General features: G+C 65.9%; 23 protein-coding genes. 4 read left to right on the top strand and 19 right to left on the bottom strand.

Annotation, left to right across the window (positions count from 1 at the left end):
- The first annotated feature begins 66 nt into the window (after positions 1–66).
- Positions 67–1,212, top strand: a complete 1,146-nt coding sequence (locus JQK15_RS06065; RefSeq protein ID WP_010339068.1) for a family 16 glycosylhydrolase — start codon at positions 67–69, stop codon at positions 1,210–1,212.
- Here the strand turns inward: JQK15_RS06065 and JQK15_RS06060 are convergent.
- The 18 genes from JQK15_RS06060 to JQK15_RS05975 all read right to left on the bottom strand — a co-directional run bounded on the left by JQK15_RS06060 (position 1,197) and on the right by JQK15_RS05975 (position 21,103).
- Positions 1,197–2,132: a glycosyltransferase family 2 protein gene (locus JQK15_RS06060; RefSeq protein WP_214864213.1), complete on the bottom strand. Its 936-nt coding sequence runs from the start codon at positions 2,130–2,132 to the stop codon at positions 1,197–1,199. The genes JQK15_RS06065 and JQK15_RS06060 overlap by 16 nt on opposite strands.
- Positions 2,132–3,217 carry an acyltransferase family protein gene (locus JQK15_RS06055; protein ID WP_214864212.1) on the bottom strand — a complete coding sequence of 362 codons (1,086 nt, stop codon included), beginning with the start codon at positions 3,215–3,217 and terminating at the stop codon, positions 2,132–2,134. The genes JQK15_RS06060 and JQK15_RS06055 overlap by 1 nt, the downstream gene beginning before the upstream one ends.
- Positions 3,214–4,335, bottom strand: coding sequence for an endo-1,4-beta-xylanase (locus JQK15_RS06050; protein WP_214864209.1), 1,122 nt, complete (start codon positions 4,333–4,335; stop codon positions 3,214–3,216). Before JQK15_RS06050 ends, JQK15_RS06055 begins: the two co-directional genes overlap by 4 nt.
- Positions 4,332–5,297, bottom strand: a complete 966-nt coding sequence (locus JQK15_RS06045; RefSeq protein WP_214864534.1) for a glycosyltransferase family 2 protein — start codon at positions 5,295–5,297, stop codon at positions 4,332–4,334. The genes JQK15_RS06050 and JQK15_RS06045 overlap by 4 nt, the downstream gene beginning before the upstream one ends.
- Positions 5,297–6,238, bottom strand: coding sequence for a glycosyltransferase family 2 protein (locus JQK15_RS06040; RefSeq protein ID WP_214864208.1), 942 nt, complete (start codon positions 6,236–6,238; stop codon positions 5,297–5,299). Before JQK15_RS06040 ends, JQK15_RS06045 begins: the two co-directional genes overlap by 1 nt.
- Complete coding sequence (locus JQK15_RS06035) at positions 6,235–7,164, bottom strand: glycosyltransferase family 2 protein (protein WP_017499216.1); 930 nt, start codon at positions 7,162–7,164, stop codon at positions 6,235–6,237. Before JQK15_RS06035 ends, JQK15_RS06040 begins: the two co-directional genes overlap by 4 nt.
- Positions 7,157–8,539 (bottom strand): O-antigen ligase family protein, encoded by a 1,383-nt coding sequence (locus JQK15_RS06030; RefSeq protein WP_004212420.1) that lies wholly within the window; start codon positions 8,537–8,539, stop codon positions 7,157–7,159. The genes JQK15_RS06035 and JQK15_RS06030 overlap by 8 nt, the downstream gene beginning before the upstream one ends.
- Positions 8,540–8,542: 3 nt before the next feature.
- Positions 8,543–9,817: a polysaccharide biosynthesis protein gene (locus tag JQK15_RS06025; RefSeq protein ID WP_010339075.1), complete on the bottom strand. Its 1,275-nt coding sequence runs from the start codon at positions 9,815–9,817 to the stop codon at positions 8,543–8,545.
- Entirely contained in the window at positions 9,810–10,616 is an 807-nt protein-coding gene (locus JQK15_RS06020) for a WecB/TagA/CpsF family glycosyltransferase (RefSeq protein WP_214864206.1), read from the bottom strand. Before JQK15_RS06020 ends, JQK15_RS06025 begins: the two co-directional genes overlap by 8 nt.
- Positions 10,613–11,518 (bottom strand): P-loop NTPase family protein, encoded by a 906-nt coding sequence (locus JQK15_RS06015; protein WP_004212423.1) that lies wholly within the window; start codon positions 11,516–11,518, stop codon positions 10,613–10,615. The genes JQK15_RS06020 and JQK15_RS06015 overlap by 4 nt, the downstream gene beginning before the upstream one ends.
- A complete protein-coding gene (locus JQK15_RS06010) occupies positions 11,515–12,870 on the bottom strand; it encodes a GNVR domain-containing protein (RefSeq protein WP_214864204.1) in 1,356 nt (451 codons plus the stop codon). Before JQK15_RS06010 ends, JQK15_RS06015 begins: the two co-directional genes overlap by 4 nt.
- Positions 12,867–14,279 (bottom strand): AAA family ATPase, encoded by a 1,413-nt coding sequence (locus tag JQK15_RS06005; RefSeq protein ID WP_214864533.1) that lies wholly within the window; start codon positions 14,277–14,279, stop codon positions 12,867–12,869. Before JQK15_RS06005 ends, JQK15_RS06010 begins: the two co-directional genes overlap by 4 nt.
- A 5-nt stretch (positions 14,280–14,284) precedes the next feature.
- A complete protein-coding gene (locus tag JQK15_RS06000) occupies positions 14,285–15,133 on the bottom strand; it encodes a polysaccharide biosynthesis/export family protein (RefSeq protein ID WP_214864203.1) in 849 nt (282 codons plus the stop codon).
- A 19-nt stretch (positions 15,134–15,152) separates the two neighbouring features.
- Positions 15,153–16,310, bottom strand: a complete 1,158-nt coding sequence (locus tag JQK15_RS05995) for a hypothetical protein (protein ID WP_251007610.1) — start codon at positions 16,308–16,310, stop codon at positions 15,153–15,155.
- Positions 16,311–16,571: 261 nt separating this feature from the next.
- Positions 16,572–16,781 (bottom strand): hypothetical protein, encoded by a 210-nt coding sequence (locus JQK15_RS05990; RefSeq protein ID WP_214864199.1) that lies wholly within the window; start codon positions 16,779–16,781, stop codon positions 16,572–16,574.
- A 168-nt stretch (positions 16,782–16,949) separates the two neighbouring features.
- Positions 16,950–18,341, bottom strand: a complete 1,392-nt coding sequence (locus JQK15_RS05985) for a sugar transferase (RefSeq protein WP_004212431.1) — start codon at positions 18,339–18,341, stop codon at positions 16,950–16,952.
- 286 nt (positions 18,342–18,627) lie between these two features.
- Positions 18,628–18,858: a hypothetical protein gene (locus tag JQK15_RS05980; protein WP_214864197.1), complete on the bottom strand. Its 231-nt coding sequence runs from the start codon at positions 18,856–18,858 to the stop codon at positions 18,628–18,630.
- Between the two features lie 97 nt (positions 18,859–18,955).
- Complete coding sequence (locus JQK15_RS05975; RefSeq protein ID WP_214864195.1) at positions 18,956–21,103, bottom strand: TonB-dependent receptor plug domain-containing protein; 2,148 nt, start codon at positions 21,101–21,103, stop codon at positions 18,956–18,958.
- Positions 21,104–21,178: 75 nt separating this feature from the next.
- Here JQK15_RS05975 and JQK15_RS05970 point away from each other — a divergent pair, with 75 nt between their 5' ends.
- Together JQK15_RS05970 and JQK15_RS05965 are read left to right on the top strand one after the other, a co-directional pair.
- Positions 21,179–21,706 carry a hypothetical protein gene (locus JQK15_RS05970; RefSeq protein WP_214864192.1) on the top strand — a complete coding sequence of 176 codons (528 nt, stop codon included), beginning with the start codon at positions 21,179–21,181 and terminating at the stop codon, positions 21,704–21,706.
- Positions 21,703–22,689 (top strand): cytochrome-c peroxidase, encoded by a 987-nt coding sequence (locus JQK15_RS05965; RefSeq protein WP_214864191.1) that lies wholly within the window; start codon positions 21,703–21,705, stop codon positions 22,687–22,689. The genes JQK15_RS05970 and JQK15_RS05965 overlap by 4 nt, the downstream gene beginning before the upstream one ends.
- Here the strand turns inward: JQK15_RS05965 and JQK15_RS05960 are convergent.
- Complete coding sequence (locus JQK15_RS05960; RefSeq protein ID WP_214864189.1) at positions 22,684–23,061, bottom strand: winged helix-turn-helix domain-containing protein; 378 nt, start codon at positions 23,059–23,061, stop codon at positions 22,684–22,686. The two genes, JQK15_RS05965 and JQK15_RS05960, sit on opposite strands and share 6 nt — an antisense overlap.
- Before the next feature lie 160 nt (positions 23,062–23,221).
- Here JQK15_RS05960 and JQK15_RS05955 point away from each other — a divergent pair, with 160 nt between their 5' ends.
- A complete protein-coding gene (locus JQK15_RS05955) occupies positions 23,222–25,663 on the top strand; it encodes a hypothetical protein (RefSeq protein ID WP_214864187.1) in 2,442 nt (813 codons plus the stop codon).
- Positions 25,664–25,716: the final 53 nt, after the last annotated feature.

Here is a 25,716-nt window from a genome sequence, read left to right as displayed (position 1 = left end):
AGCACGGCGACGACCAGCAGCACCAGCAACAGCTTTGCCGATTTCGACTTCGCCAACGGCACGGTGTTGCCGGGCAAGGCGACGCTCTGGATCGGCAACGCCACCTACAAGCCGGGCAGCAGCACCGCCTATGTCCCGGTCTATCTCGATCGGGCGACGCCCAACACGGTGATCGCGCGGATCACCACGGTCAACGGCACCGGCACGCTGAAGGCCACGTCCGGCACCAACTACAAGACGGTCGATACCGTCGTCATCTTCCGGCCGGGCGACCCGCTGGAACAGACGGTGGAAGTGCCGGTTATCAGCGCGACCGAAGGCCAGCAGTTCAGCGTGAAGCTGCGTGAGGCGCCCTGGGGCGCATTGCAGGGGCAGTCGACGGCAACCGTCACGGCCAAGGCCTATGTCGCGGCGACCGAGAAGGCGAGCGGCACCTTCCGCGAAGCGCGGACCTTCGCGGCCTCGGGCACGCTGCAGTTCGAACTGCTCAAGGACACGCACAAGCGGTCAGTCGATGGCGGCTGGGACCGCTGGGCCACGACCCTGTCGCATGGCCGGGCGCAGACCGGCAATGGCGAGACCGGCCTCTATGTCGACACCACCACCTATCCGGGGATCGAAGGGCCGGTCTACTGGAGCAACAAGGGCCTGGTGCTGCACAGCCAGGTGCTCAAGACGCCGATCAGCTATCAGGGCGTAACTTATAATTATGGCGCGTCGATCCTGGATGGCCGCAACTTCCTCGCCTCTCAGATCGGCTATGGTCAATATGAGTGGGAAGCGAAGATGCCCAACCGGCGTGGTTCCTGGCCCGCTTTCTGGCTGATCTCGACCAGTGGCTGGCCGCCGGAAATCGATGTCTATGAAGGCTTTGGCTATCAGAGCTATTGGGATTTCGATCGCCATGTAGGCCAGACGATCCATGTCGGTGCCAACAGCACCCGCTATGACCAGCGCGGTATCGTCATCCAGACCGAACAGGCCTATGGCCTGTCGGGCTACTCACAGGACTTCCACAAGTTTGCGGTCGATATCCAGCGTGACTACATCACCTGGTTCGTCGACGGCAAGGAAACCTACCAGTCGGTCAACCCGTTCAAGGGCTTCCGCTTCTATCCGCTGATGAATGTCGCGGTGAAGACGACGGGTGCCTATGACGATGGCAGCGGCGACATGACCATCCGCAGCTTCAAGGTCTATTCCGCGCCATAATAAGCCCGGCTGCCCCGGCCCGTCAGGGCATAGAGGCGGCCCCAGCATTTGATCCACTGCCCGGCGATGTCGACCCGTCGCGCGCCGGGCAGCAACAGGGCGAGGAGGCCGGCGGTGCGCATCGCGAACACCGCCAGCGTCCGGCCGAACAGGGTGAGGGTGCCGAGGATGCCGGGCCGATGCTTCCGGCGGGTCAGCGTCTCGGTAAAGCCGATCCGCCACATGCGGGACAGTATCCAGCCGAGCCGGACCCGTTCGGGCGGCACCCATTCGCTGACGCGCGCATCTGCGGCCCAGCCGAAACCGATGCCGGCATCGCGCAGGCGCGTCAGATAATCCAGATCCTCGCCGCCGCTGCGGTTGAAACGCCGATCGAACCAAGGGGCGGGCAGCGCCTCAAGCGCCGTGCGGCTGAGCAGCAGATTGTTGCTGGCCCATAGCATGTCGGTGGCGCCCGAGGCTCGATCCTCGGCCCGAAACACCAGCGCGTCGCGTGCCCAGCGCGGCGGCGGCCGCAGGAAATGGGCATCGACCGGGCCACCGATCACATCGGCGCCGCACATCTCGCGACAGGCCAGCAGCGCGTCGAGCCAGCCGGGCTGCGGCCATTCATCATCATCGATCATCGCCAGATAGTGCATAGCCGGAGCCGCGAGCGCGGTGGCGACGATCGCGTTGCGGACCGAGCAAAGGCCTGGCTCTGGCACATGCAGGATATGGATCGGCAAAGGATAATCGGGGTCATCCTGCATCTCGTGCGCGACCAGCGCGCCTTCCTGCCCGACGGGGTCGTTGTCGGCGACCAGCAACTGGACATCGTCATGCGGCACGACGGCGGCCAGGCTTTCGAGCAGGTGGCGCAACTGCCCCGGCCGGCGGAAGGTCGGGATCGCGATCCAGATGGTCGGGGCGGGGGGCATCAGGCAGCAACCTTGACCGGGGCCGGGCGGGCACGCCCGCCGCGTTGCAGCCATTTGATGATCTTGTGGCCCGGCACCTCGATCAGGCGATAGCTCGCCCAGCAGAGCAGCCAGGTGGCGACCAGCATGGCGGCGATGAAGATCCAGTCATGGCCGACAAAGCCATGGCGATGGGCGATCCCCATGACGCGGGCCATGATGTCGCGCACCAGCGGATGCCACAGATAGATGGAATAGCTGATCAGGCCCAGATGATAGCTGACCGGGTTGGCCATCACCGCGCGGGCGGCGGCGCCATCATAATAGCAAGTGAGGACCAGCGCGGGCATCAGGCACACGACCAGCACGTCGGCGGCTCGGGGCAGCATCAGGGCGACAGCGATGGTGACACATATGGCGGCAAATCGGCCGGGGCCGGCAAGCAGGCTGCGGGTCAGCGCCATGTCGCGGATGCGATAGGTCAGGACGCCCAGGGCAAAGCCGGCAAGGCAGCGCAGCAGCGTCAGCACCGTGTCATAATCGTTGACGTCCAGGGGACCACTGGCGCCCCGGCCGGAACTGGCGACCAGCACCAGGATGCCGACGCACAGCGCCAGTTGCGCCCAGGCCCAGCGGGAAAAGGCCATGATCGCGATCAGCGGGTAAAGGAGATAGGCGGCGACCTCGGTGCTGACCGACCAGCTGTTGCCCGCAATCGGCTGCGTGCCCCATCCCCAGCTCTGGATCATCAGCAGGTTGGTGAGGATGTTGGGCAGGTCGAGCGGGATAGCCTGCGTCCCCGACACATTGACCAGGATGCGGGCCATGAACACCAGCGTCACGATCAGATGCAGCGGCCAGACGCGGGCGGTACGGTTGATCAGGAAGTCCATGTAACTGGACCGCCCCAGATTGTGCATCAGCCGGTCATAATAGCCGTAGGAAATGACGAAGCCGCTGAGAATGAAGAATAAATCGACTGCCAGATAGGCGCGCGAGAAAAGCGGGATCGCGAAGGCCTGAAAGGCCGGCGCATGGGGAATATGGTAGAGCAGGACCGAAACGGCGGCGATGCCGCGCAGGCCCGTGAGCGAGGAAATTCTCATGCGGCATTTCTCCCGGCCGGCGGCGCGTCGTCGAAGGCGGCGGCGATGGCGTCCCACAGCGGCTTGCGGCGCAGGGAACCGTCCAGCGGCAATCCGCGCGACAACTGGCCGTCGGGCCATTTATAATCCTTGTAGTTGGACAGCCAGGAATAGCGGTCCGACAGGCCCCAGCAGAGCACCGCCTGCATCGCCGGATTGTCGAGCGCGACATCGATGAAGGCGCGGCCGACACTGGCAACTTCGCTGTCACGTTTGGCGGGGTTGGGCGGCCCGCCAATGTCGGCAATGTCGAACTCGGTAATCTCCAGCTTCAGGCCATAGCCGCGCAACTGGTCGAGGAAATCGGCGAAGCGGCGCTCGTTGAACCCTTCCTTATAGGGTTTGAGATGCCCCTGGATGCCGATCGCGTCGATCGGCACATCGCGGGCCTTCAACCGGTCAAGCAGCTTCAGCATCGCGGTCCGGCGCCGTTCGCAACGCGGCGAGTCATGTTCGATGCCATAATCGGTCAGGAACAGGGTCGCCTTGGGATCGGTCTCGCGCGCGGTGTGGAAGGCGATGTCGATATAATGTTCGCCCAGCGCCTGCATCCACATGCTGTCGGCGCGCATCCCGTCGGCGCGGCCGTCATTGGGCTCCAGCGCCTCGTTCACCACGTCCCATTCCTGGATGCGGCCGGCATAGCGGGGCATGGCCGTGGTGATATAGCTGGTCATCAGCTTCTGGCGGCCGCGATCGCTGGCGGCCTGCAGTGCGGGTTCCAGCCATTTGGGCTGGGCGGCATACCAGACCAGGGCATGACCGCGCGCGCGCATGTCATGCTTCTGGGCGAAATCGATGATCTGGTCGGCACCGCTGAAATCATATTGGCCCGGCTTGGGCTCGGTCGTGCCGCGCTTCAGCTCATATTCCTGCACCAGGATATTGCATTCCTGCGCCACCGCCTGGGTGAAGCCCGCATCCTCGCGCAACTGGCGCGACTTGACCGCCGCGCCGAAATAGCGGCCCTTGGCACGGGCATGGGTGGCGAGGCCGGGCGGCATGGCGGCCGCCGCCACGCCAGCGGGCAGCGTCGCCGCCAGCGCCATGCCGCCGGCCAGAAATTCGCGACGCTTCACAGGCGCGGCCTCCCGCCCACCATCTGGGCCATGTCGATCCAACGGTCGGAAATCCGGCGATAGACGGGATCGGGCAGGATGATCTGCATCAGCACGGTCGCAGCCAGCCGCGGGCCGAAGGCGCCGCGCAGCACGGCGCCGATATAATAGCGCATCGCCTGAAACCGACTGGTCGGCCAGATGCTCTTGGCCGCATGCCAGCCCATATAGGCGGAAAAGGCGCGGGCCGAGATATGCGGGCGCAGGTCGCGCAGCCAGATGAGGCTGCCGACGCTGCCGCGAACCGCCGACAGCCGATGTTCGGCGTCGCGGTCGGCCCAGATGGTGCCGGGCCGCGCGGTCATCTGGAACTGGCCGCCGGCCAGCGCAAGGCGAACGGCAAAGTCGGTATCGTCCCCGAACTTCACATCCTCGCGATAGCGGACCTTGTTGGCGAGGCCGCGACTGAGCGCCAGGCTGCTGGTCTGGATGAAACCCCGATCGCACATGAGATAACGGTCGATCGTCTCGCCGGTCGCGATCGCGCGCGGGGGCTTCAGGAAATTGCGGCCCTGGCCGCGATCGACCAGCACCTGGCCATAGGCGACCACATTCTCGTCCTGTTGCAGCAGGGGCAGCAGGTCGGCGAGATGATGGGGCAGGAAACGGTCATCGCAGTCGAGAAAGGCGATATAGCGCCCCCGCGCCTGCGCGATCCCGGTGTTGCGCGCCGCCGATGCGCCGCGATTGGGCTGGACGATGACACGCAGGCGCGGGTCTGCGATCCCGGCCAGCACCTGTTCGGTGTCGTCGGTCGATCCGTCGATCACGACGATCACCTCGATCAGCGCGATCGTCTGGTCGAGCGCGGACAGCACCGCTTCGACCACCTTGTCGCGGCGCTGATAGGTCGGGATGACCACGGAAAAGAGCGGCGAGGCCGCCTGTTCCTGCAGCGCGGACGGAGGTTGCCAGGCCGCCATCACGAACGGGCGCCGCTACTGAGGGCATCGGCCTTGCCGAAGCGCAGGACGAAGCCGTTGACGAGCGAGCGATAGAGCGACTTGGGCATGTAGGAGCGCAGCACCTGGCGCGCGATCACCCGTGGCGGAACACCGCCCGCGGTCAGGCCGATGGCGAGGTCGCGGATCGCCGCGACCGGGCGGATCGGCGCCATATGATAGGCGAGCACCGTCGCGCGATAGCCACGCCGCGCCCGGTTGGTCAGCATGTGGCCGCAGCGATCGAGCCAGTCGAGCGAGGTTTCATAGCCGCGCACATAGGAGGTGCGGCCGACTTCGGTCGCGTCGAGCCAGATGGTGAGCGGGCGGTCGATCATCCGGAAGCGCGCGCCTGCACCCTGAAGCCGGACGCAGAAGTCGAGATCCTGCCCCTTCTTGAGCGCGGGGTCGAACAGTACCTGCTGGGCCATCCGGGTCGGTACGACCATCGTCGAGGTCTGCATGAACTGGTTGGCGCAGAAGAGATATTCGCCGACATCCTCATCTTCCCGAATGCCGCGGTCGGGGCGGATCCAGTAGCGGTCGACGCCTCGATCGACCTTCATGCGAGAATAGAGCACGGCATGGCCGTCGTCACCTGCCAGCGCTTCCGCCATGGTCGACAGCTTGCCGGGCAGGAACAGGTCGTCGGAATCGAGGAAGGCGATGTAGCGCCCCTCGGCGGCGAGGATGCCCCGATTGCGCGCCGCGCCACCGCCGGCATTGTCCTGCCGGATGTAACGCAGGCGCGGGTCGCCGATCGCTTCGATCACCGGGCCGGGATTGTCATGCGAGCCATCATCGACGACGACGATCTCGAAATCGGTCCAGTCCTGCGCCAGCACCGACCGGATCGTGTCGGTGACCACGTCGGCGCGGTTGTAGAGCGGGATGACGACGGAGAAGAAGGGGATGTTGGTCATGCGCCATGGACCTTTCGATATTCTTCATAATGGATGCCGGTGAGGCCGGCGATTTTGCCCGCGGCGCGATAGAGCTTGCCGAGGCGCTCCACCCGCTTGCCGCGGTCCAATGTGGTGAGGGGGCCGACCGCGCCGACCAGGAAGCCGACCGCGATGCGGGGGCTTTCGCTGAGCGCCGCACGAAGGGCGCCGCCATGGGTGCGGGCGACGATCATGTCGGTCATGCCGACGCGATAGCCGCGCATCAGCAGCCATTTGGCGGTGACCCGGCTGGCCGGGATGAGTTCAGTGACCAGCGCTTCCTCCGACCAGGCAAAGCGGAAACCGGCGCGCTGCATCCGGGTGAAGAGCTGCTTGTCCGACCCGCCGGTGAGCGCCATGCGCTCGTCGAACGGGCGGGCGCCGATGCGGCGCAATGCGTTGGCCGACATCAGGACATTGGCGGTGCTGTCGACCAGCGAGACCGGGCCGGATTTGTCGCGGCGCTTGGGCTGGAGCAGCGGATGACGCGAGGCCCAGGCGGGCAGCGGGCTGTCCATCTCGCGCAGCACCGCGCCGCCGACGACATCGGCGTCCCAGCGATCGGCGGCCGTCACCAGCGCGTCGATCCAGCCGGGACATGCCGCCTCGTCATCGTCCATCATCGCCACATGGGTGACGCCGGGCCGGGCAAGAGCCGCCTCGACCAGCGCATTGCGGACCAGAGGGATGCCGCGTTCGCGCACCAGCAGCGCCTCGATCGGCCAGCGATAGCCCGATGTCGCCAGCGCCTCCACCACGGCCAGCCCCTGCTGCTCCCTGGCATCATTGTCGGCGACCAGCACATCGATCCGGTGGCGGGTTTCGAGCGTGGTGAGCGAGGCAAGCGTGCGCCGCAGCCCCTGGGGGCGATTGCAGGTCGCGATGCAGATGACGACATTAGCCATGGGAAGCCTCCGGGCGGGCGAGAAAGCGGCGGCGCCACTGCGGAAGCGGGCGCGCCTTGTAGGTGGCGTGGGCGGCGGCGATGGCCGCCAGGAAGATCACCCAGACCTGCCGATCCTTGTCAAAGAACGAGGTTTCCAGCAGATTCTGGTAAAGGACGAAGACCCAGATCGCGAAGCAGGGCACCATGATCGGCCGGTTCTGCGGCGTTGCCCCGGTCAGGAACCAGATGGCGGGCAGCGCCAGGAAGGTGAGCAGCAGCATGATGAGACCGAGCGGTCCGGTGGTCACCAGGATTTCCAGATAGCCATTGTGCGAATGGGCGGTCAGCGTCTGGAACGCCTGGTTGAGATAATCGAGCGAGGGGCTGCGATCGCCGACCTGCCAGAAGCCGCCGAAACCCGCGCCCAGGAAGGGATGATCCTTGAGATAGGCGAGGTCGACTTCCCAGATGGACACGCGGCCGGTGAAGGAGGTGGGGTCGGCGAAGATCCGCTCCACCACGGGCTGGAAAGCGACATAGAGCCACAGCACCCCGACCATGCCGAGCGCGACCATGATCAGCAGTACTGCCCGTTTCTGGGTGGAATCGCTCAGTGCCCGATAGACGGCGCAGACGCCCAGGATGGCGAAGGACAAGGCGAGCGAGGTCTTGCTCTTGGTCCCGATCACGAAGACGAAGGCCATCACCGAGAAGAGGGCATAATACCATTTCTTGGTATCGACCCAGGCATTGGCCGCGACCATGAAGGTGAGCGCCATGACCGCGCCGGCAATATTCTTGTGGAAGAAGAAGCCGCGCCAGGCGCCGATCAGTGCCTTGTCGCTCTCGGTCGGCGGATGGACTGCCGCGGAGGTCAAGGGCAGCGAGACCCAGCAGATGATGAGGGACAGGATCAGGGCGTAGCGCAGCGCCTGGAGCAGCCTTTCGGGGCCGATCAGGCTGAGCGCGCTGAAAGTGATGTAGATCACGATCAGCTGCTGCATCGCCCGCTTGAACGATACGAACGGATCGACGCCCCAGCTGCAGGTGATGAAGAACCAGGCGAGCATGATGGCCAGCGGCCAGAGCGTGAAGCGATAGCGTGGCGGATAGCGGCGGATCAGCTGCACGCCGGTCAGCAGCATGGCAAAGCCGATGAACAGCGCCTGCTTGAACAGGTCCGACCCGTTATTTTCCTGCGCCATGGCGACCAGTTCATCCTGGGTGCGCGAGGCGAAGGGCTGCTGGCCGATGAAGACCAGCATCAGGAAGGTGAAATAGAAGATCTGGGCGACCAGGATCAGCCGGGCGCTTTCGGTCTTCTTGATGGCGGCGACGCCCGGCCGGGTCAGGACCGGCGCGGGAATGTCACGGTGCCAGGGGGTGCTTGCCATCGCTCAACCCTCCGCCTGGTTGCGGCGCCAGCTGCGGTCGAGCTGCCAGATGCCGAGCATCATGACGAGCTGCGACAGCACGACGCCGGCGATCGAGAAGACGGGCGCTACCAGCAGGGTCAGCAGCGTAACGGCGGCAATGCCGACGCCGCAGCTGCGCAGGCTCTGGGCGGCGAGCGGACGGAAGGCCTTGCGGGCCTGGGTCATGACGCTCATCGGCGTCTGCACGCACTGGACCAGCGAGAGCAGCGCGCAGAGCGCCACGGCAGTGATCACCAGCTGATGGTCGAGCGTGGGCTTGAGGATCAGGCCGGGGAAGAAATAGAGCGCGCCGGCCGCGACGACGCAGGTGCCGAGCCACAGGAAGACAAGGGCGCCCATGAAGATGCGTTCCGACTGGATCGCGGCCTGATGATCGCCGCGCGCGACGGCACGGGTCATGCGCGGGCGTTCCAGCTGAGTGAGGGCGGTGATGCAGACATTGACCGGGCGGAAGAACAGCATGCCGACGGCGATCGGCGCGAAGGCGGTCGGTCCCGCCAGCAGGGTCACGGCATAGCTGTGCGCGTTCGACGTCGCCTCGGTCGACAGCACGCCGACCAGCGTCCAGGCCGATTGTTCCTTCCACACCGGGCGATAGGCGCGCAGGGCGGCCAGCGGCGACATGGCGACATGGCGGCGCAGATAGGGACTGCCGAAGGGCAGCAGGCCAGCGAGGCTGGCGGCGACCAGCATGGTGCCGATGCCGGTGAGGTCCGCGCCGGTGCGCATCGCGACCAGCAGGCCAATGAGGATGGTCGCGGCATAGGCGATGTCGGAGCGGGCCGCCTGCATGGGTGCATGATGGGCATAGGCGTTGGACCGGCCGAACCAGCGGATCAGCGACAATGTGCCGGCGAGGCCGAAGACCAGGGCGGCCTGCGGCGTCGCGGTGGTCCAGGCGATGGCGGCGCAGATCAGCCCCTGGCTGAGTGACAGCAGCAGGTTGACCGGAAAGAAGAAGCCATGCGCCGCGCGATCGACATCCTCGCCCTGATTGACGGCGATCGTATAGGGCGTCGACACCAGCGCGTTGGACAGGCTGTAGCCGAACTGGATGATGACCAGCAGGAAGGCGAGCACGCCGATGCCGGTGGTTGCAAGGTGATGGATCGAGAAAAGCTGGACCAGCAGGTGGCTGACCGAGACGATCGCCGAGGAGAAGCTGGCGAGGCCGAAGCGGCCGAAGATGGTGCCCAGGCGCTGGGTACGGCCGGAAGCCGCCTGCGCCTCAGCCATGGCGGTGCTTCCAGATCAGCCACAGGGCATGGGGATTGGTGGTGATATAGCGCCAGGCCAGTTCCTTGGGCCGGGTGCCCATGCGGTGCAGCCATTCCAGGCCATTGCGCTGCATCCACATCGGCGCGCGCGGATAGTCGCCGGTGATATAGTTGAACAGGCCGCCGCAGGTGACGATCCAGCCGGCCTTGATCCGGTCGCGATTGCGCACGCAAAAGGCCTGCTCGCGCGGCTTGCCGGTGCCGACCCACAGCACATCGGGCGCGGCCGCGTTGATCGCGTCGATCACCGCATCTTCCTCCTCCGGCTTCCAGAAGCCGTTGCGGCGCCCCGCGACGGTAAGGCCCGGTGCCATTTCGACGATCCGATCGGCGCAGGCGGCGTTCACCTTTTCCTCGCCGCCGAGCAGATAGTAGCTGACCCCCGCCTTCGCTGCGGGCACCAGGCTGTCGATGAACATGTCGGTGGTGCTGGATCGATCGGCGATCGGCGGCTGGCCGACCCAGCGCGACGCGGCGACGACGATCTGGCCATCGGCATGGATCAGGTCCGCCTGCGCCAGATTGTCGCGAAAGCCCTTGTCCGTGGCGTTCATCGACAGGCCCTGGCCGTTGCAGTCGAAGATCAGCAGCGGGCGCTGGTCGAGCGCGCGGCGCAGCGGCGCCTCGCCCAGCATCCGGTCGATCAGCGCATCGAGCGACAGGGTCGACACCGGAATGCCGCCGACCAGGGCGATCTCCTCCGGCGTGGGCACGGGCTGTTGCAGCGGCTGACGGGGAATAGCCTGCTCCAGGCTCATGCGATCACGCTCCCTGCGATGCTGATATTATGACGGTCCAGATCGTCGATCACGCGGCGCATGTCGGCGATCGCGGTCTCGCCGCGCCGGGCGACGATAGTGACGGCATCGAAGCCCGCGAGGATAGAGCCGAACGGCGTCTGCTCGCCGCGCCGCTGGGCGAGGTAGAAGAGCATCGACGTGTCATGCAGGCCCCAGCCGGCGGCGGTGTCCGCCAGCGGCCCCTTGGTCACCAGGCTGGATGCGCTGCCCGATGCCCGGCCGGCGGTCATCAGCCAGAGGCCATCGACCGCCGTGCGTGCGGCAGGCAGAAGCGCGGCGCTGCCCAGCAATTGTTCGGCCAGACCCGCCTTGTTGGCGACGCGGAACAACCGATCGAGCGAGGGGCGGTCGATATCGACATCGACCAGCATCGTCTGCCCGTCCATCTGCGCCATCACGACGGCCAGATTGGCGGCAAGGATCGCGGCCTCGTCGCCGGCGTCGATCGACAGGATGGCAAGGCGCAGGGCTGCGCCGTCGCTGTCCTTGGCCGCCGCGCGCATCTTGGCGCGGATGGTGCGGACCTTGGCGGCATAGGCGTCCGCCGGGTCGAAGGCGCTGACCACAAGCGGATCGACCCGCTGGTCGCCGGCCGCCAGCAGCGGGAAGCCGCCCTGCATGGCCAGAATGATGCCCGCCGTTTCGGGATCGAGCAGGCCGAGGTCGATCGCCGCCTGCTGGAAGGGCTGGCCGGCGGCATGGCCATGGGCTTCGATCCGGCCGATGTCGGTTTCGGCGAGGAAGCCATGTTCGACCGCGAGCTGCGCGAAATCCTTGGTGTCGCGGGCGCGGGGCTTGAGGCCGGTCGTGGCGCCGGCGGTCAGATGGGGATGGGCACTAGCCGTGGAACGCAGTCTCATGCGGCCTCCTGTCGCTTGGGGAGCCAGCCGCCCCGTGCGGGGGCAGGCAGCAATTCGGTGATGACTTCGACCTCGGTCGCGCGGGCCACGCCGGCGGCGGAGCGGACGCGGGGCTGGGCGATTTCGATCAGGACGACCGCCGCAATGCCGCCGACCAGGCCAAGGGCGATGCCGCCCACCAGCCAGAGCAGCAGGTTGGGCTTGGCCGGCAGCAGCGGCACGGTCGCCTCGTCGAGCAGGCTGGCATTGGGCTGCGAGATCTGGCTCTTGAGCGCCGCTTCGTTGAAGCGCTGGCGCACCGTGTCATAGGTCTGGCGGGCCGCATCGACGTCGCGCTGCATGACCATCAACTGGTCCTGCACGTCGGACATGCGGATCATGCGGTCTTCCTGCGACGCCATGTTCGACTTGAGATCGCCCTCGCGGCGGCTGGCGGCGACGCTGTTGGCGCTGACCGCACCGGCCTGGCTGGCGCGGGCGGCGCCAAGCTTGGTCTGGAGTTCGGACAATTGCGCCGAAGCGGCCGCCATGGTCGGATGGTTCGGACCAAGCGTCTTGCCCAGTTCCTGCACCTTGGCCGACTGGGCAGCAACCTGTTCCTGCAAATTCTGGACGATCAGCGATCCTTCGATGTCGGACACCGAACCGGCGCCGGCCTTGCCGCGCGCGGCGGCGGCTTCGGCCTGGGCCTGGGTCAGCTGATAGGACATGTTCTTCAGCTTTTCGGCCTCAAGATCCATGCGGTTGATGCCGATGATGTCATGGGCGCGCTGGAAGTCGGACAGGCGCTTCTGCGCATCCTCATAGCGGCGGCGCACGTCGGCGGTCTGTTCGTTGAACCATTTGGCCGAGGTGCGCGCCGGCGAGGCACGCAGTTCCACCTGCTCGCGCATGTAGATCTGCGCGGCGAGGTTGGCGACGCGGGCGGCGACCTGCGGATCGGGATCGAGATACTGGATCTGCAGCACGTTGCTCTGGCGGCCGGTGGTCACCAGCAGCCCGGCGCGCACGCGCGCGGCGGCCTGTTGCAGGCGGGCATCGGCCGGCATGTCCGCGGGCAGCGCGTCGATGAAGCCCGCTTCCTTGGCGACCGCATTGATCACCTTGGCACTGCGGATGATGTCGGTCTGGGTGCCCAGGATCGAGTCCACCTCGACCCGGCCCTGATTTTGGGTCGTGTCGGTCGGATCGGTCTGCGACAGGTCCAGCATCAGCGAGGTCGTCGCCATATATTGGCGCGACTGCATGAAGGCCGTGACGGCGATCAGCAGGAACAGGGCGCCGCCGATCATCGCGGCGACCCGCCAGCGCGCCTTGACGGCGGCGGCAAGGTCCAAGGGGTTCATCGTCATAGTCCGTCCACTCCTCGGAGCATGGCGCGCATTTCCTCGGCCGGCGTCGGCGCGACCGTGCGCGGCGCGGGCTGCTTGGCCATCAGCAGCAGGAATTGCGGCGCCAGCGTATCTTCAAACATCCACAATTCGCCGCCCGGCGTGGGCGTAAGGGCAGGCTCCAACCGGGCCAGTGCATCGCTGGCATCGGCTTCCATGCCCGGATATTCGCCCAATATGTCGCTGCCGACGCGCAGCAGCCGCTCCAGCGAAATCGCCGACATCTGCGACGCGACGATGCCGGCCAGCGCGATCATCCGGCGCCCCGATGCGCTGTCGCGCAGGGCGCGGGTGAACAGGCCATGGCTGGCGCTGCTCATTTCCGCCCAGTCGTCCAGCGCGCTGGCCAGCCCCTGTTCGACATCGCTGGCGGTCACCTGCTCGCGGCCGCCGGCCTCGGTAACAAGCGCCGCCTGCATGCCGAACAGCCGGGCATGATAGGGCGACCCCATTGCCGCGCCGGCCAGCGCCTCCACGGCTTCGGGCGTGATCGACAGTCCGGCCTTCTCGCCGCAGCTTGCCAGCAGGAGTTCCAGTTCGGGGCGGGCGATCGGGCTGACCCGTTGGGGCGCGATATGACGGCGCAGCGAGGGATGGGCGGCGATCAGGCCATCGACATCGCCGGCGATGCCGACCAGCACCACCTGCACCGGCGAATGGATATCGGTCAGCAGCTTGAGCAACGTTGCGACATCCTGCTTGGCAGTGTCGGAGCGGACCCGGTCATATTCGTCGAGGATCAGGATGGAGCGCTGGCGCACCTCCTCGACCAGCAGGGTGGCAAGGCCATTCACGTCCAGCGGACCGGTGGCGAGCTTGCGGGCCCGTTCCTGACCCGTGCCGCTCATCGGCAGTTCCGTCAGGAAGGGGCGGAACAGCGAGTCGAAATCGGCCTCGCCGCTCGCCGACCCGTAAAGGGCGACGCAGCCGGCCTCGTCCGCCAGATCGCCGAAGACCCGCGCGAGCGAGGTCTTGCCCGATCCGCGCGTGCCGAAGATGATCGCATGCTTGCGCTGGACCACGATCGCTTCGACCAGCTTTTCCAGCTCATTGTTGCGGCCGGCCAGGCCATGGCGGTCGGTCACCGGCATGGCGGTGTTGAAGGCGCTGTAGATCGAATCCCGGCGCAGGCTGATGGGCTTGAGCGGCGTTGCCATCGCGCCCATGGCCAGCGGTCGTGGGGTGTCGTCCGGCGCCGGTTCGGGCTCGGCCGCCCGGTGGAAGCTCGGTGCGACCGGTTCCTCCAGCAGCAACGGAGCCTGATCGGGGATGACGCGGGCGGAGGGGCTGGACCCGCCGGCCAGTCGGCGTGGCAGGGACCAGAGCCAGTCGAGCGTGCCCGTGGAACGGGCGCCGAAATCATGTTCCATCGCGGTCAAAACAGCTTCTCCCGGATGATGAGGACGTCTTCGGGCTTCACCGGATCATCCAGCTTGGCCTGGACCTCCTGGCCGCCGCGCTTCACCTTGATGCTGCGGGTCGAACCGGCGAGGGTCGGACCACCGGCCAGGGCAAGCGCCTGGCGGAAGGTCTGGCCCGCAACATAGGAGAAGGCGCCGGGCTGCTGGACCTGGCCATAGACATAGACCTTCTCGGCCGGCGGCACGAACAGGATGTCGCCGGCCTGGAGCGGCCGTCCGGCGCCGGCGCTCATGTCGGTGAGCGAGATGCGCACCGCGCCGCTGCCATCGGCCGGGGTCAGGATGACGGCATTTGCGCCGGCCGTGGTCGCGCCGCCAGCCTTGGCCAGCATCGACGCCACGGTATAGTTGCGGTCGAGCGGGTAATTGCCTGCCTGGGGCACATTGCCCAGCACCGTGACCGAGCGGCTGACATAGTCGCTCACCTCGACGCTGACCGAGGGCTTGGTCAGATAGCCGCCACCGGCATAGCTGGCGGCGATGTCGGACGCGAGCTGGGACGTTGTCTTGCCCTTCGCGTCCACCGGCCCGACCAGCGCGAGTAGCACCGTGCCATCGGCCTTGATCCGGGTTTCGGTCGACAGGTCGGGCTGGCCGAAGATCGAGATCTTCAGTTGATCGTCCGGGCCGAGCAGGTAGCCGGCTGGCGCGGGCGTCGCCGGCCGCGCTGGCGTGGCGGCAACCGCCGCCGCTGCCGCGGCACCGGCAGGCGCTTGTGCGGTTTGGGTTTGGGCCGACAATGCGGTCGGCACCGCCAGCAGGGGGAGGGCGGCAAGGATATGGAAGCGTGTCGCTATTCTCATGGGTCAGGCTCCCTTCGGGTCAAAAGCGCAGCAGGGCTGAGAGCGTCACCTGCGTGCCGCTATAGTTGGAGACATCGGTGTCGGTACGGCGGCGGTAATGCTGGGCGTCGAGGCTGAGGTCGAAGCGATCGGTCAGCTTGCGCTTGAGCGTCGCGCCGAACTGGCGATTGCGGTCCGCCTCGATCGAGAAGGGGCGCAGCGCCGCATCCTGCCGGAACTTGCGCCTCTGCCAGTCGGCGTAGAGGCCGGCCGAGGTCAGTTCGCTGATCGCGAACTCCCCCTCGATCCGATAACTGGAACGGATCGCGAAGCCGCTCGCGATCAGGCTGTCATTCATGATGTCGCGGGCGGTGGAAGCGGTCAGCTTCACGCGCGGGATGATGCTGGTCGACAGCCGCACATCCCAGCCCATGCCATTATAGTTGCCGACGGCGGCGGAATCGCTGCTGACATCCAACCATTGCAGGTCGGCATCAATCTGGGTGATCGGCGTCACCGACCGCTGGAAGCGCAGGCCATAGGCGTTGATGCGGTTCTTGATGCCCAGCGTGCGCCGGTCGCTGACCGTCCGCTCATAATAAGTGGTGAGCGTGCCGAAGCTGGGCTTGTTATAGCCCAGGCCGACCTTGAAGCTGTCGCTGTCCTGGTCGGCATAGTCGAAATCATCGGCGTTGCGCGTCGTGTCATGCTGGTAACCGGCGACCGGGAAGAGACCTGGCCGCTCGCACGACAGGTCGGCCCCCAGCGTCGAGAAGCGCTGGAGATTTTCGGTCGCGGCGTTGATGTCGCCATAATCGGCCCGCTGCTGACGATAGCTGGCGCGCGGCGTGATGCCGCAGGTGGCTCCGAATCGAATCGTCGCGCGGGCTTCCGCATCGAGTCGCAGCTTGCTGCGCTGGGTCTCCGACACGAACTGGTCATAGCCAGCCTTGGCCCGGATCTGGATGTCGTGCCGCCCGATCGGATGGGCATAGGTCGCCTCGATCGAGGGTGTGACGATCAAGTCACCGGTGGGGTCTTCGACCCGGTCGTCGACGCGATAGACATTGTCGTCATAGAGAAGATCGAGCCCGGCCGTCAGGTGCAGGCCGAGCGTATCTATGCGCTTGTCATCATCCTGGGCCTGCGCCGTGGAGGGCAGGCCGGCGAACAGCATTGCGCCGCCAAGAGCGGCCATGGCGGCCGCATGCGGCCATGCAAAATCATTTGCTGCGGGCGCACAGGGGCGCGCCCGCAAACACGGGTTATGGGCATTATCCAAACGCATGAATCCTTATTGCATTGCAGCAACAAGGGGCATGCTAATCGTATTTTTACGTAATGCACACGGGTCCGGACGCGACTTGTCGCGCCAAAACAACGGCTCGTTTCATCGACGAAAGGAGCCGTTAACAGCCGATCCTGGCTGTTAATCTGAGGGCAAGGAAACTGGCCCCGATCAGAAGATCAGATAAGCGATCGCGCCGATTGCCGCGCAGAAGGCGAGGATGCCCGCCCAGCGCGAAACAAACTGAATCGGCCCTTCCGCGCGGTCGGCGATCGACAGCACATGGCCGTTTTCGGGGAGATCGCGGACGGCGATGCCCGCATCGGAAAAGGAGGTTTTCGCTGCGGCAACTGCCGCCAATTCATCAGCCACGACCGTCATCCTGGGAACTTTATGAACGGTCGTTAATATAGGATTTTAGGGTTCACAAATAGTTTACATCGGCATGAAAGCCGGCTCAGCTCATCGCAAAAGCCGGCTTCTGATGCTGAAAATCCTCAATCCTGGTCAAAGCCCCTGTAAACATTGGGGCTTCGCCAGCAGGCGGGATCAATAGGCGTTGCGGTGAACCAGCACGCGGGCCGTGCCGACCAGGATGCCGATGTCGCGCATCAGGCTCCAGCCATGCAGATATTCCAGATCCGCCTCGACCCGGTTCAGAATGTCGCGACGGGTTTCGGTCGCGCCGCGGAAGCCGCGGATCTGGGCCAGGCCGGTGATGCCGGGCTTGAGCGCATGGCGATGCCAATATTGGCGGTCGACCTGCCAGAACAGCTGGTCCTCGGCGGTCGAGCCCAGCGCATGGGGGCGCGGGCCAACCAGGCTCATCTCGCCAAGCAGCACGTTGAGGAGCTGGGGCAGCTCGTCGATGCTGGTGCTGCGGATGAAGCGGCCGACGCGGGTGATGCGGTTATCGTCGCGCTGGGTCGAGGTGGCGCCGGCGGTGTCGCACTGTTCCACCCGCATGCTGCGGAACTTGAGGATGTGGAACAGGCGGTTGCCGCGGCCGATCCGTTCCTGACGGAAGAAGACCGGGCCCGGCGAGTCCAGCCGGATGGCGACGGCAACGGCGATCATCAGCGGCGCCAGCGCGATCAGCACCGGCACGGTCAGGATGATGTCGAGCAGCCGCTTCTTGGCGCGGTTGGCAAGATTGAGCGGGCCGCGGGCGACCACCAGCGTCGACACGCCGCGATGGCTCTGGACCGCGAGCGGCGCCATCGGGTCGAGCTCCGGCACGATGATCTCGCCCAGGATATTGCCGCCCTTGAGCATCTGCGCCCAGTCGGCCTTGCGCTCCAACGGGCAGGAAATGACCACCCGATCGAAATCGCGCAGCAGCATGCCCAGGCGATGCAGCATATAGGGATCGTCCAGATCGGCGCGCAGGCCGAGCGTCGGTGCATCCACGATCGTCATGCCGTTGACATCGTCGGGGATCAGGCCGTCGTCGATGATCAGCAGCTGGGCGAACAATCCTTCCGCGAAATGGCGACGAACGGCGCGGACGACCAGCACCCGCTGCATCACGATCAACGCGCCGCTGAAGAACAGGCCGGTGCTGATCCCCAGGCGCGAGAAATTGTCGGTGACCTTCAGCGAGAAGACGACCAGCAGGAAGATCAGCAGGGTTCCGGCGAAGGCCATTACTGCACTGCGGCATGAAGCCGTCATGCTGGTCAGGCAACGCGGGTTATAGGCCTGGTTGTGAAAGGCGATGGTGCCATAGACCAATATCCCGCCGGCGAGCGGTTGCCAGACCTCCATCGACAGGATCGGAATGCCGGCCACGCGCAGGCCGATGACGAACCCTGCGGCCAGGGCCATCATGTCTGCAAGCAGCAGAACCAGGCTAAGCCACAGGCGCGCGTTCCGCTGGAAAGCGGCGGTGGCGGGCTGGCGACTGGGGGTTCCTGCAATCGCCAGATCTATTTTGGACATCGGCAACCCTTTAAATGCGTCGTGACGTCATGGTCCGCCCGCCCGTCATCAGACGGTGGCGATCTTTCCCCAGGACATCCGCTGCCTTTGATTTATGTTGCGTAGCAGCAGGACATAGTTGCTCGGTTGTTACAATTGGCGGAGGGATATTCGGACGCACATTTCCGACGATCCGTTGAACGCACAATTTTCATCCTGCCGCCCCTTCGTTCTGTCGCAGGGAAAGTCGATCAGACGCGGTGAGAGGCCTTGCCGGCCTGATGGAAACGACGTCGAATCAAATCGCTCAGCGAAACAGCCACCAGCCGATCAGAAGCAGTGCGCCGACAAGGGCTATGGGGCCGGCCCAGCGCGACAGGAACTGCACGCCGGCTTCGGCCAGATGATGGGGGAAAGGCCAGATTCTGGGGCCATCCGCATCCTCGCCATGATGCGGGACGGGATCATGCCGTGGCGCCGACCGGGCGCTGTCGTGTCCGGCGTTGCGATCCTGTGGTGGCGGAAACAGATCGACCATCATCATTCCCGATGCGATGCGAGAATAGCGACCGCAGATCACGATAACCTGCGGCCGGGCAAAGATAAACCATTATCCCCACCCGGCCGCGTTCGGTTCAATAGCGGAAACGGGCCGACGCATAGACGGTGCGTCCCGGTTCGGGAAAACCATCCGTCAGCGTGTAATAGTCATCGAACAGATTGCGCCCACCAATGCTGAGGTCGATCTGGTCGGTCAGCGCCAGATCGACGCGCAGGCTGGCATTCACATAGGCGCCGGTGCGGTAATAGCGGGCTGGCTGCGACGCCGGGGTTGCGGTGAACAATGTCCAGCGGTTCGACGCCAGATCAACGCTCGGGGCGATGTGCAACCGTTCGACCGGTGCCCAGTCGAGATAGGCAAAGCCCTTGTGCGTGGGAACGCCGGTGGGGCGGAAGCGCGCGTTGGACGGATCGGTCAGGTCGCGCTTGATGCCGGTATAGTTGATGCCCGCGTCCAGCCCCGGCAGCAGCGACGCCGACGCCGACAGTTCGATGCCATAATATTCACCCTTGCCGACATTGCGGCTCTGGCTGAGGTTGGTGAGGGCGCAGCCCGTGGTCGGCACGGCGGGCGGCGTGGTCGATGCCGTGCAGGGATAGGCCGGCGTCGGCACGCTGAAGATCGCGTCCCGCACCCAGCTGTAGAAGAGCGCGCCTTCCAGGCGGATGGATCCCTGGCTCCAGCTTCCGCCGATCTCCGCATTGGTCGCCCGTTCCGCCTTCAGGTCGGGGTTGGGAATGGCGGTGTTGAAGCGCTGGCTGAACCGTTCAAAGATGGTCGGGAAGCGGGCACGCGATGACAGGCTGGCGTGGAGCGACAGCGCATCGCTCGCCTGCCAGTCGAACCGGCCTTGCGCATTCCAGGTGTCGGCGTCCCTGCGCGGATAATTGTAGATGACCGATGGCGTGCCCGACGTGCCGAGCGGGGCGCCATATTCCTCGGCCCGTTCAAGATTGCGCCAGTCATAGCTGCCACCCAGGGTGAAGCGAAGCGTCGGGCTCAGCGCCAGCTCATTTTCCAGTGCGATGGAATAGGTGGCCTCGCTCTGGGTCTGTTTCGGCTCCGTGGTGGCGACGCCGGCCGTCGAAAAGCTGGTCTGGAACTCGACATGCTCATCATGGCGATAATGGAAGGCGAGGCGCAGCGTGTCCGCGTCGGTTGCGGTGAAATCCAGTTGGGCCGATCCGCCCCAGGCCTTGTCCTCATAGGGGCTGTCGAAGGCGTAGGGTCGGCTCTGCGTGGTTTGCGTCCGGTCGTTGAAGGAGCGGAGCATCGAATCGAACTGGTTGTAATAGGCGCGGGTCTTGAGCGTCGCCCGGTCGCCCAGCGCCGTGGTCGACAGGAAATAGACGCTGGTGATGTCCCAGGACGGCCAGTCCCAGAAACGGGCCGTGGTGACCGTGTCGCTGATATGCAGCGGCGCGCTCTTCGATCCTTCCTGATGGGTATAGCTCAGCGCATATTCGTCGGTGGCATTGGGGGTGAAGCCGAGCTTGGCATTGACCCGCCAGTCTTCCGCCCGTGAAAAGTCGCGCGCGCCGCCATCTTCCAGCGTGGGCACACGCGGTGTGAAGCCATTGGGCAGGTCCCAATGATCGGTGAAGCTACGGGCATAGCTGGCCTGCGCATACCAGAGATCGTGCCGGGTGCCGACCTTGGCCGACGTGGTATAGCCAGCATAGTCCATGTCATTGTCGAAGCTGACCTGTCCGCGAAGATCGATGTCGAGCGCTTTGGTCGGTTTGCTGGTCACCAGATTGATGGCGCCGCCCATGGCGCCGGGTCCGTCCAGCACGGAGGCATAGCCCTTGGCCACCTGGACCTCGGCAATGTCGGTGGTCAGGAAGCGGCCATAATCGAGCCGGTTGTCGGCGGGCAGATAGACACGGATACCATCGATCGAGAGCGGCACCTGGAACCGGTCGAAGCCACGCACGAAGACCAGCCGCTCGTTGCGGGTGCCGCCGCTGTTGCCGGCGGACACGCCGGGCATGAGGTTGACGGCATCGTCGAGCGAGGTGCGGTTGAAACTGTAGATGGCATCGGAGGACAGGGTATTGCCGTCAATCTCTATCCCGCTGGTGCGGGGGGCGGTGACGATGATCTGGCCGAGCGAGAAGCGATCGCTGTCGCCGGTCGCGTCGGGCGCGCCCTGCGCCGCTGCCGTCGCGGTCCAGCAGCAGGCGCTGGTCAGCAAAATGCGCATCATGGTCTGTCGCATGAAAATCCCCCTATTCTTGGTCGTTCGACTCGCTATATCCCGCCGTATATAGTTTTGCTTTCGGGAGGGAAGCCCGTGCGTCAGCCTCTGTTCCTGCTGTTCCCGGCCCTGTGCGCGGCCTTGGTGCCGGCATCGGCCTTCGCGCAAATGTCGGGCATGCCGGCCTGCGCTGCCCCGGCCGATCCGCCGGCGGAGATGGCATCCTGGCGCGCGCCGCAGCCGATGAAGGCGGCGGCCGATGCCAAGGGAGCCGGCAAGGCTGGCCTGAAAGCCGGGCAGGCGGTGACGCTGACCCTGCTGCCGACGCCCAGGATCAGCTATCCGCTTCGGCCGGCCAAGCCCGGCGGCAGTGTCAGCTTCGGTGGCATCGTCCATTTCACCGTCGATCAGCCCGGCACCTGGCGGGTGGCGCTGAGCAGTGGCGCCTGGGTCGATGTGGTGAAGGACGGCACCGCCGCGACCTCGACCGCGCATGGCCATGGCCCCGATTGCACCGGCATCCGCAAGATGGTCGATTACAGCCTGGAACCAGGCGACTATATCCTGCAACTCGCGGCCAATGGCGATCCGCAGATGACGATGCTGGTGACCCGCCTGCCGTGAAGCCGGCGCGCTGGCCGCTATTGCTCGCGACGCTGCTGCTGATCGGGGCGGGGCGGCCGTGGCATTGGAGCTTGGCCCTGGGCGAAGCACCGCCCCCGGTCCCGGTCGGCAACGCAATGAGCGGGGCGAAGGTCGAGCTTGGCCGCCGCCTTTTCTATGACGCCGACCTGTCGGCCAATGGCACGTTGAGCTGTGCCGGATGCCATGAGCAGCATCGCGGCTTTGCCGACGGCAATCGCACGCGGCCCGGCGTCCATGGTGATCCGGGCCTGCGCAATGTGCCGGGCCTGGCCAATGTCGCCTGGTTTCCGCGCCTCACCATGGCTGATCCGGCGATCACCAGCCTGGAGGCGCAGGTCGCCGTGCCGCTGCTCGGCGAGCATCCCGTCGAAATGGGGATGAAGGGGCTGGAGGCGGAACTTCCGCGTCGGTTGGGCGCCGATGCCTGCTATCGCCGGATGTTCGCGCGCGCTTTCCCGGACCGTCGCGGCCGGATCGACATCTCGACGGTGTCGGCGGCGCTGGCGGCGTTCGAACGCACGCTGATTTCGCGTGACAGCCCCTATGATCGCGATCGACGGGGGCAGGCCGATGCCCTGTCGATGTCGGCCCGGAAGGGCGAGCGGCTGTTCGCGGACAAGGGCTGTGCGTCATGTCACGCGGGTCGAGATTTCAGCGACGGGGCCTATCATCGGCTGGAACCGGCGACGACCACCGATCTGGGGCTGGCGGAGAAGACGGGGCTCACCAATGATGCCGGGCGTTTTCGCACGTCGCCGCTCCGCAATGTCGCGGTGACCGGTCCCTGGTGGCATGATGGGTCCGCGCAGACGCTGGATGCGGCGATCCTGCGCCATGGCCAGAAACTGACCGACGCCGAACGGATCGCGATCAGGGCTTTCCTCGACAGCCTGACCGATCGGACTTTCCTCACCGATCCACGCTTCGCCATGCCGGACGAAGCCTGCGGCAAGAAACTATGAAAGAACGACGGGCAGGGGGATCGGCCGCAGCAGGGCGTCAAGCTGGCCCTGCGCCCGTCCTCCCGTCGCGGTGAGCGCCGCCTCTTCCAGCGCGCGATAGGCGGCCAGCACGGCCTGCCCTGCTTCCGTCACCCGCGCGCCACGATCACGGCCGCCGCCAGCGACCGTCTCGACCAGCCGGTCGTTCCAGCAGCGGTTCATCGTATCAACCAGCAGCCAGCTGCGCCGATAGCTCATGCCCAGCGCCCGCCCGGCCGCCGATATGGAGCCGTGCAGCGCGATCGCGTCTAGCAGATCGGCCTTGCCCGGTCCCATGGCGATCTCGTCCCCGCAAAGGATCTGGATCTTGAGCTTGAGCGTTCCGGTCTGCATGGCCCTGCCTGATTGCGTGCGATTTTCTCCTCTTAGCCCGTTGTCGCAGGTTCAGCGAGGGGGTGGCATGGCCCGCATTTGCTGCCGCCTTGGAATTGCCGAATTCCTGTGGGACAGGCGCAATGGTCGCCGAAAAACATAGATAGCCGGATAGAGAGACATGCCCCAGCCTTCCGCCCCGATCCAGATTGCGCGCCTGCGCCAGCCGATCGGCCTGTTGATCGGAACGGCATTGGGGGCTGCATTGCTGACGCCGGGCCTTGCGGCCGAGCCTGCCCCGTTCGAGCTGACCGGGCCGGACCTCAAGGTCAGCGTGACCCGTGGCACGACCAGCTTGCCGATCAGCCAGGTGCCGAGCCTGCGGGCCGGCGACAAGCTGCTGATCGAGCCGAACCTGCCCAAGGAACAGGGCGCCAATTTCGTGCTGATGTCGGCCTTTCTGCGGGGCGCGACCAACCCGCCGCCCAAGGACTGGATCGACAGCGCGGAGACATGGAAGAAGAAGGACAAGGATCGCCGCCTCGCCCTGACCGTGCCGGACGGCGCACGACAGATGGTGCTGTTCCTGGTGCCCGAGACCGGCGGTGGCGAGGGCACGGTCAGTGATGCGGTGCGCGGCAAGCCGGGCGAGTTCGTGCGGGCTACGCAGGAACTCAATCAGGCGTCGCTTGATCGCTCGCGGCTGGATGCCTTCATGACGGCGATCCGGACACAGGAAAACAGCCATCCCGAATTCCTGCGCAGCGTCGCGCCGGCGCTCGCGCGCAGCCTGTCGATGAAGCTCAACGAGGATTGCCTGTCCAAGGTGATCGAGCTTCAGGCGGCCTGTCTGCTGGAGAATAAGGATCAGCTGGTCCTCGCCGATGTTCACAGCAGTTCGATTGCCGAGACGCTGAGCGGCACGCCGACCGACCTGGCCCTGCAACTCGCGTCCACGCGTGAGGCGGGCTATGGCTATTACAGCCCCTATATCGGCGTGGTGCGCGATCTGGCCCGGATGTTCGGGGCCTTCAGCAGCCCCAGCTTCGAATATCTGCCGACCGTCAGCCTGCGCCGCGACGACAATATCGGGCTGATGCTGAACAAGGCGCCGTCCTTTGCCAAGCCCAAGTCGGTGATGGTGGTCGGCATGCCCTCGATCGAGGCGGACAGCCCGCCACGCTTGCGCAGCGGTGCGCAGGCGCCGATCTGCGCGGCATTGCCCGGCACGGTGCTGCCGGTCGAGGGGGCGCCGCTCATTTATTCGACCAGCTATGCGCGCGGCATGACGGTGCAGTTGAAGGCGGCGTCCGGCCAGACGATCGAATATCCGCTGGAAGCGCGCGCCGATCGCGGCGGTTATGTGATCCGCGCCGATGGTCCCTGGCCGGCTGACTTCAGGGGATCGATCGAGGCTCATGTCTATGGTCAATGGGGGTTCGACCGGTTCGAAGGCCCCGATTACATCCTGCAGCGGCCCGATGATGCGGCCTGGCAGGTGAAGGGCGAGGCGCCGACGCTGGTGGTCGGCCGCGACAATGGCCTGACGCTGACGGGCGGTGCGCCAGCTTGCGTCGAAAGTGTCACCCTGCGTCAGGGTAATGCAGCGGCCCAGGCGATCGGCTGGAAGGTGCAGGGGCGCGACGCGCTGGACCTGACCCTGCCGCTTGCCGATCGGCGCACCGGACCTGTCACTGTCGATGTCAAATATCAGGGCGTCGCCAAGCCTTTCTCCGTGCCACTGCGCGCTTATGCCCAGGCGAGCAAGCTGGACGGGCTGACCGTGCATCAGGGCGATAATTGGGGAGAAATGACGGGGCAACGGCTCGATCAGGTGGCGAGCGTCGACCTTGGCGGGCGTAGCTGGAAACCCGATGGCCTGACGCGCGACGGTTCGGTCGATCGGCTGCGTCTGACGGCCGCCGGCGAGGGGGCTGTGCCCGCCGAAGGCGCCAGCGCTCGCGTGCAGCTGGAGGATGGGCGGACGGTATCCGTTCCGGTCACGATCGCTCCCGCGCGGCCCCGTGTGACCCTGCTCAACAAGAGCGTCACGCCCGCTGCGGCAACGGGGCTGCCGGTGACGCTGGGCGGATCGGATGTGCTGCCCAATAACGGCCGCCTGGTCTTTTCCGTGCAGGCGCAGGACGGCACCAGATTGGCCATGACCGATGCGATCGAGGTGTCGACGCAGGATGGCGGCGCCAGCGTCCGGCTGACGGCCGGTTCCGGCCTGCAACTGCAAAGTCCGCAGGTGATGGTGGCGACCCTTGATCCGGCGGCGCTCGGCCCCGCCTTTGGCCCGCTGCAATTCCGCATCGTGCGGGGCCGCGAACAGGGGGATTGGCAGCCGCTGATGCCGCTCGCCCGCCTGCCGCGGATCGAGGCGGTGGATTGCGCGGGCCAGGAGCAGAAGGATCAGGGCTGCACCATCAAGGGACGCGACCTGTTTCTGGTCGATGCCGTTGCCGGCAATCCCGCCTTCGATCAGCCGGCGCCGGTGGCGCAGGGCTTCACCGGATCGACCCTGACGGTCCCGGCGCCGACGGATGGCAAGCTTTATGTCCGCCTGCGCGACGCGCAGGGCGCGATGCTGGTGGTGCAGGCGCCATCACCCGCCGCCTGATCGCCTTCCCGATCACGGCTGGCCACGCTAGGCTGGCCGAATAGAATGATTTC

Origin of the sequence: Sphingobium sp. BHU LFT2 (assembly GCF_018604485.1) — a bacterium.
In the GTDB taxonomy this organism is placed as follows: domain Bacteria; phylum Pseudomonadota; class Alphaproteobacteria; order Sphingomonadales; family Sphingomonadaceae; genus Sphingobium; species Sphingobium yanoikuyae_A.
Note: the sequence above shows the minus strand (reverse complement) of the source record. Positions and strands in the feature narration are given on the sequence as shown.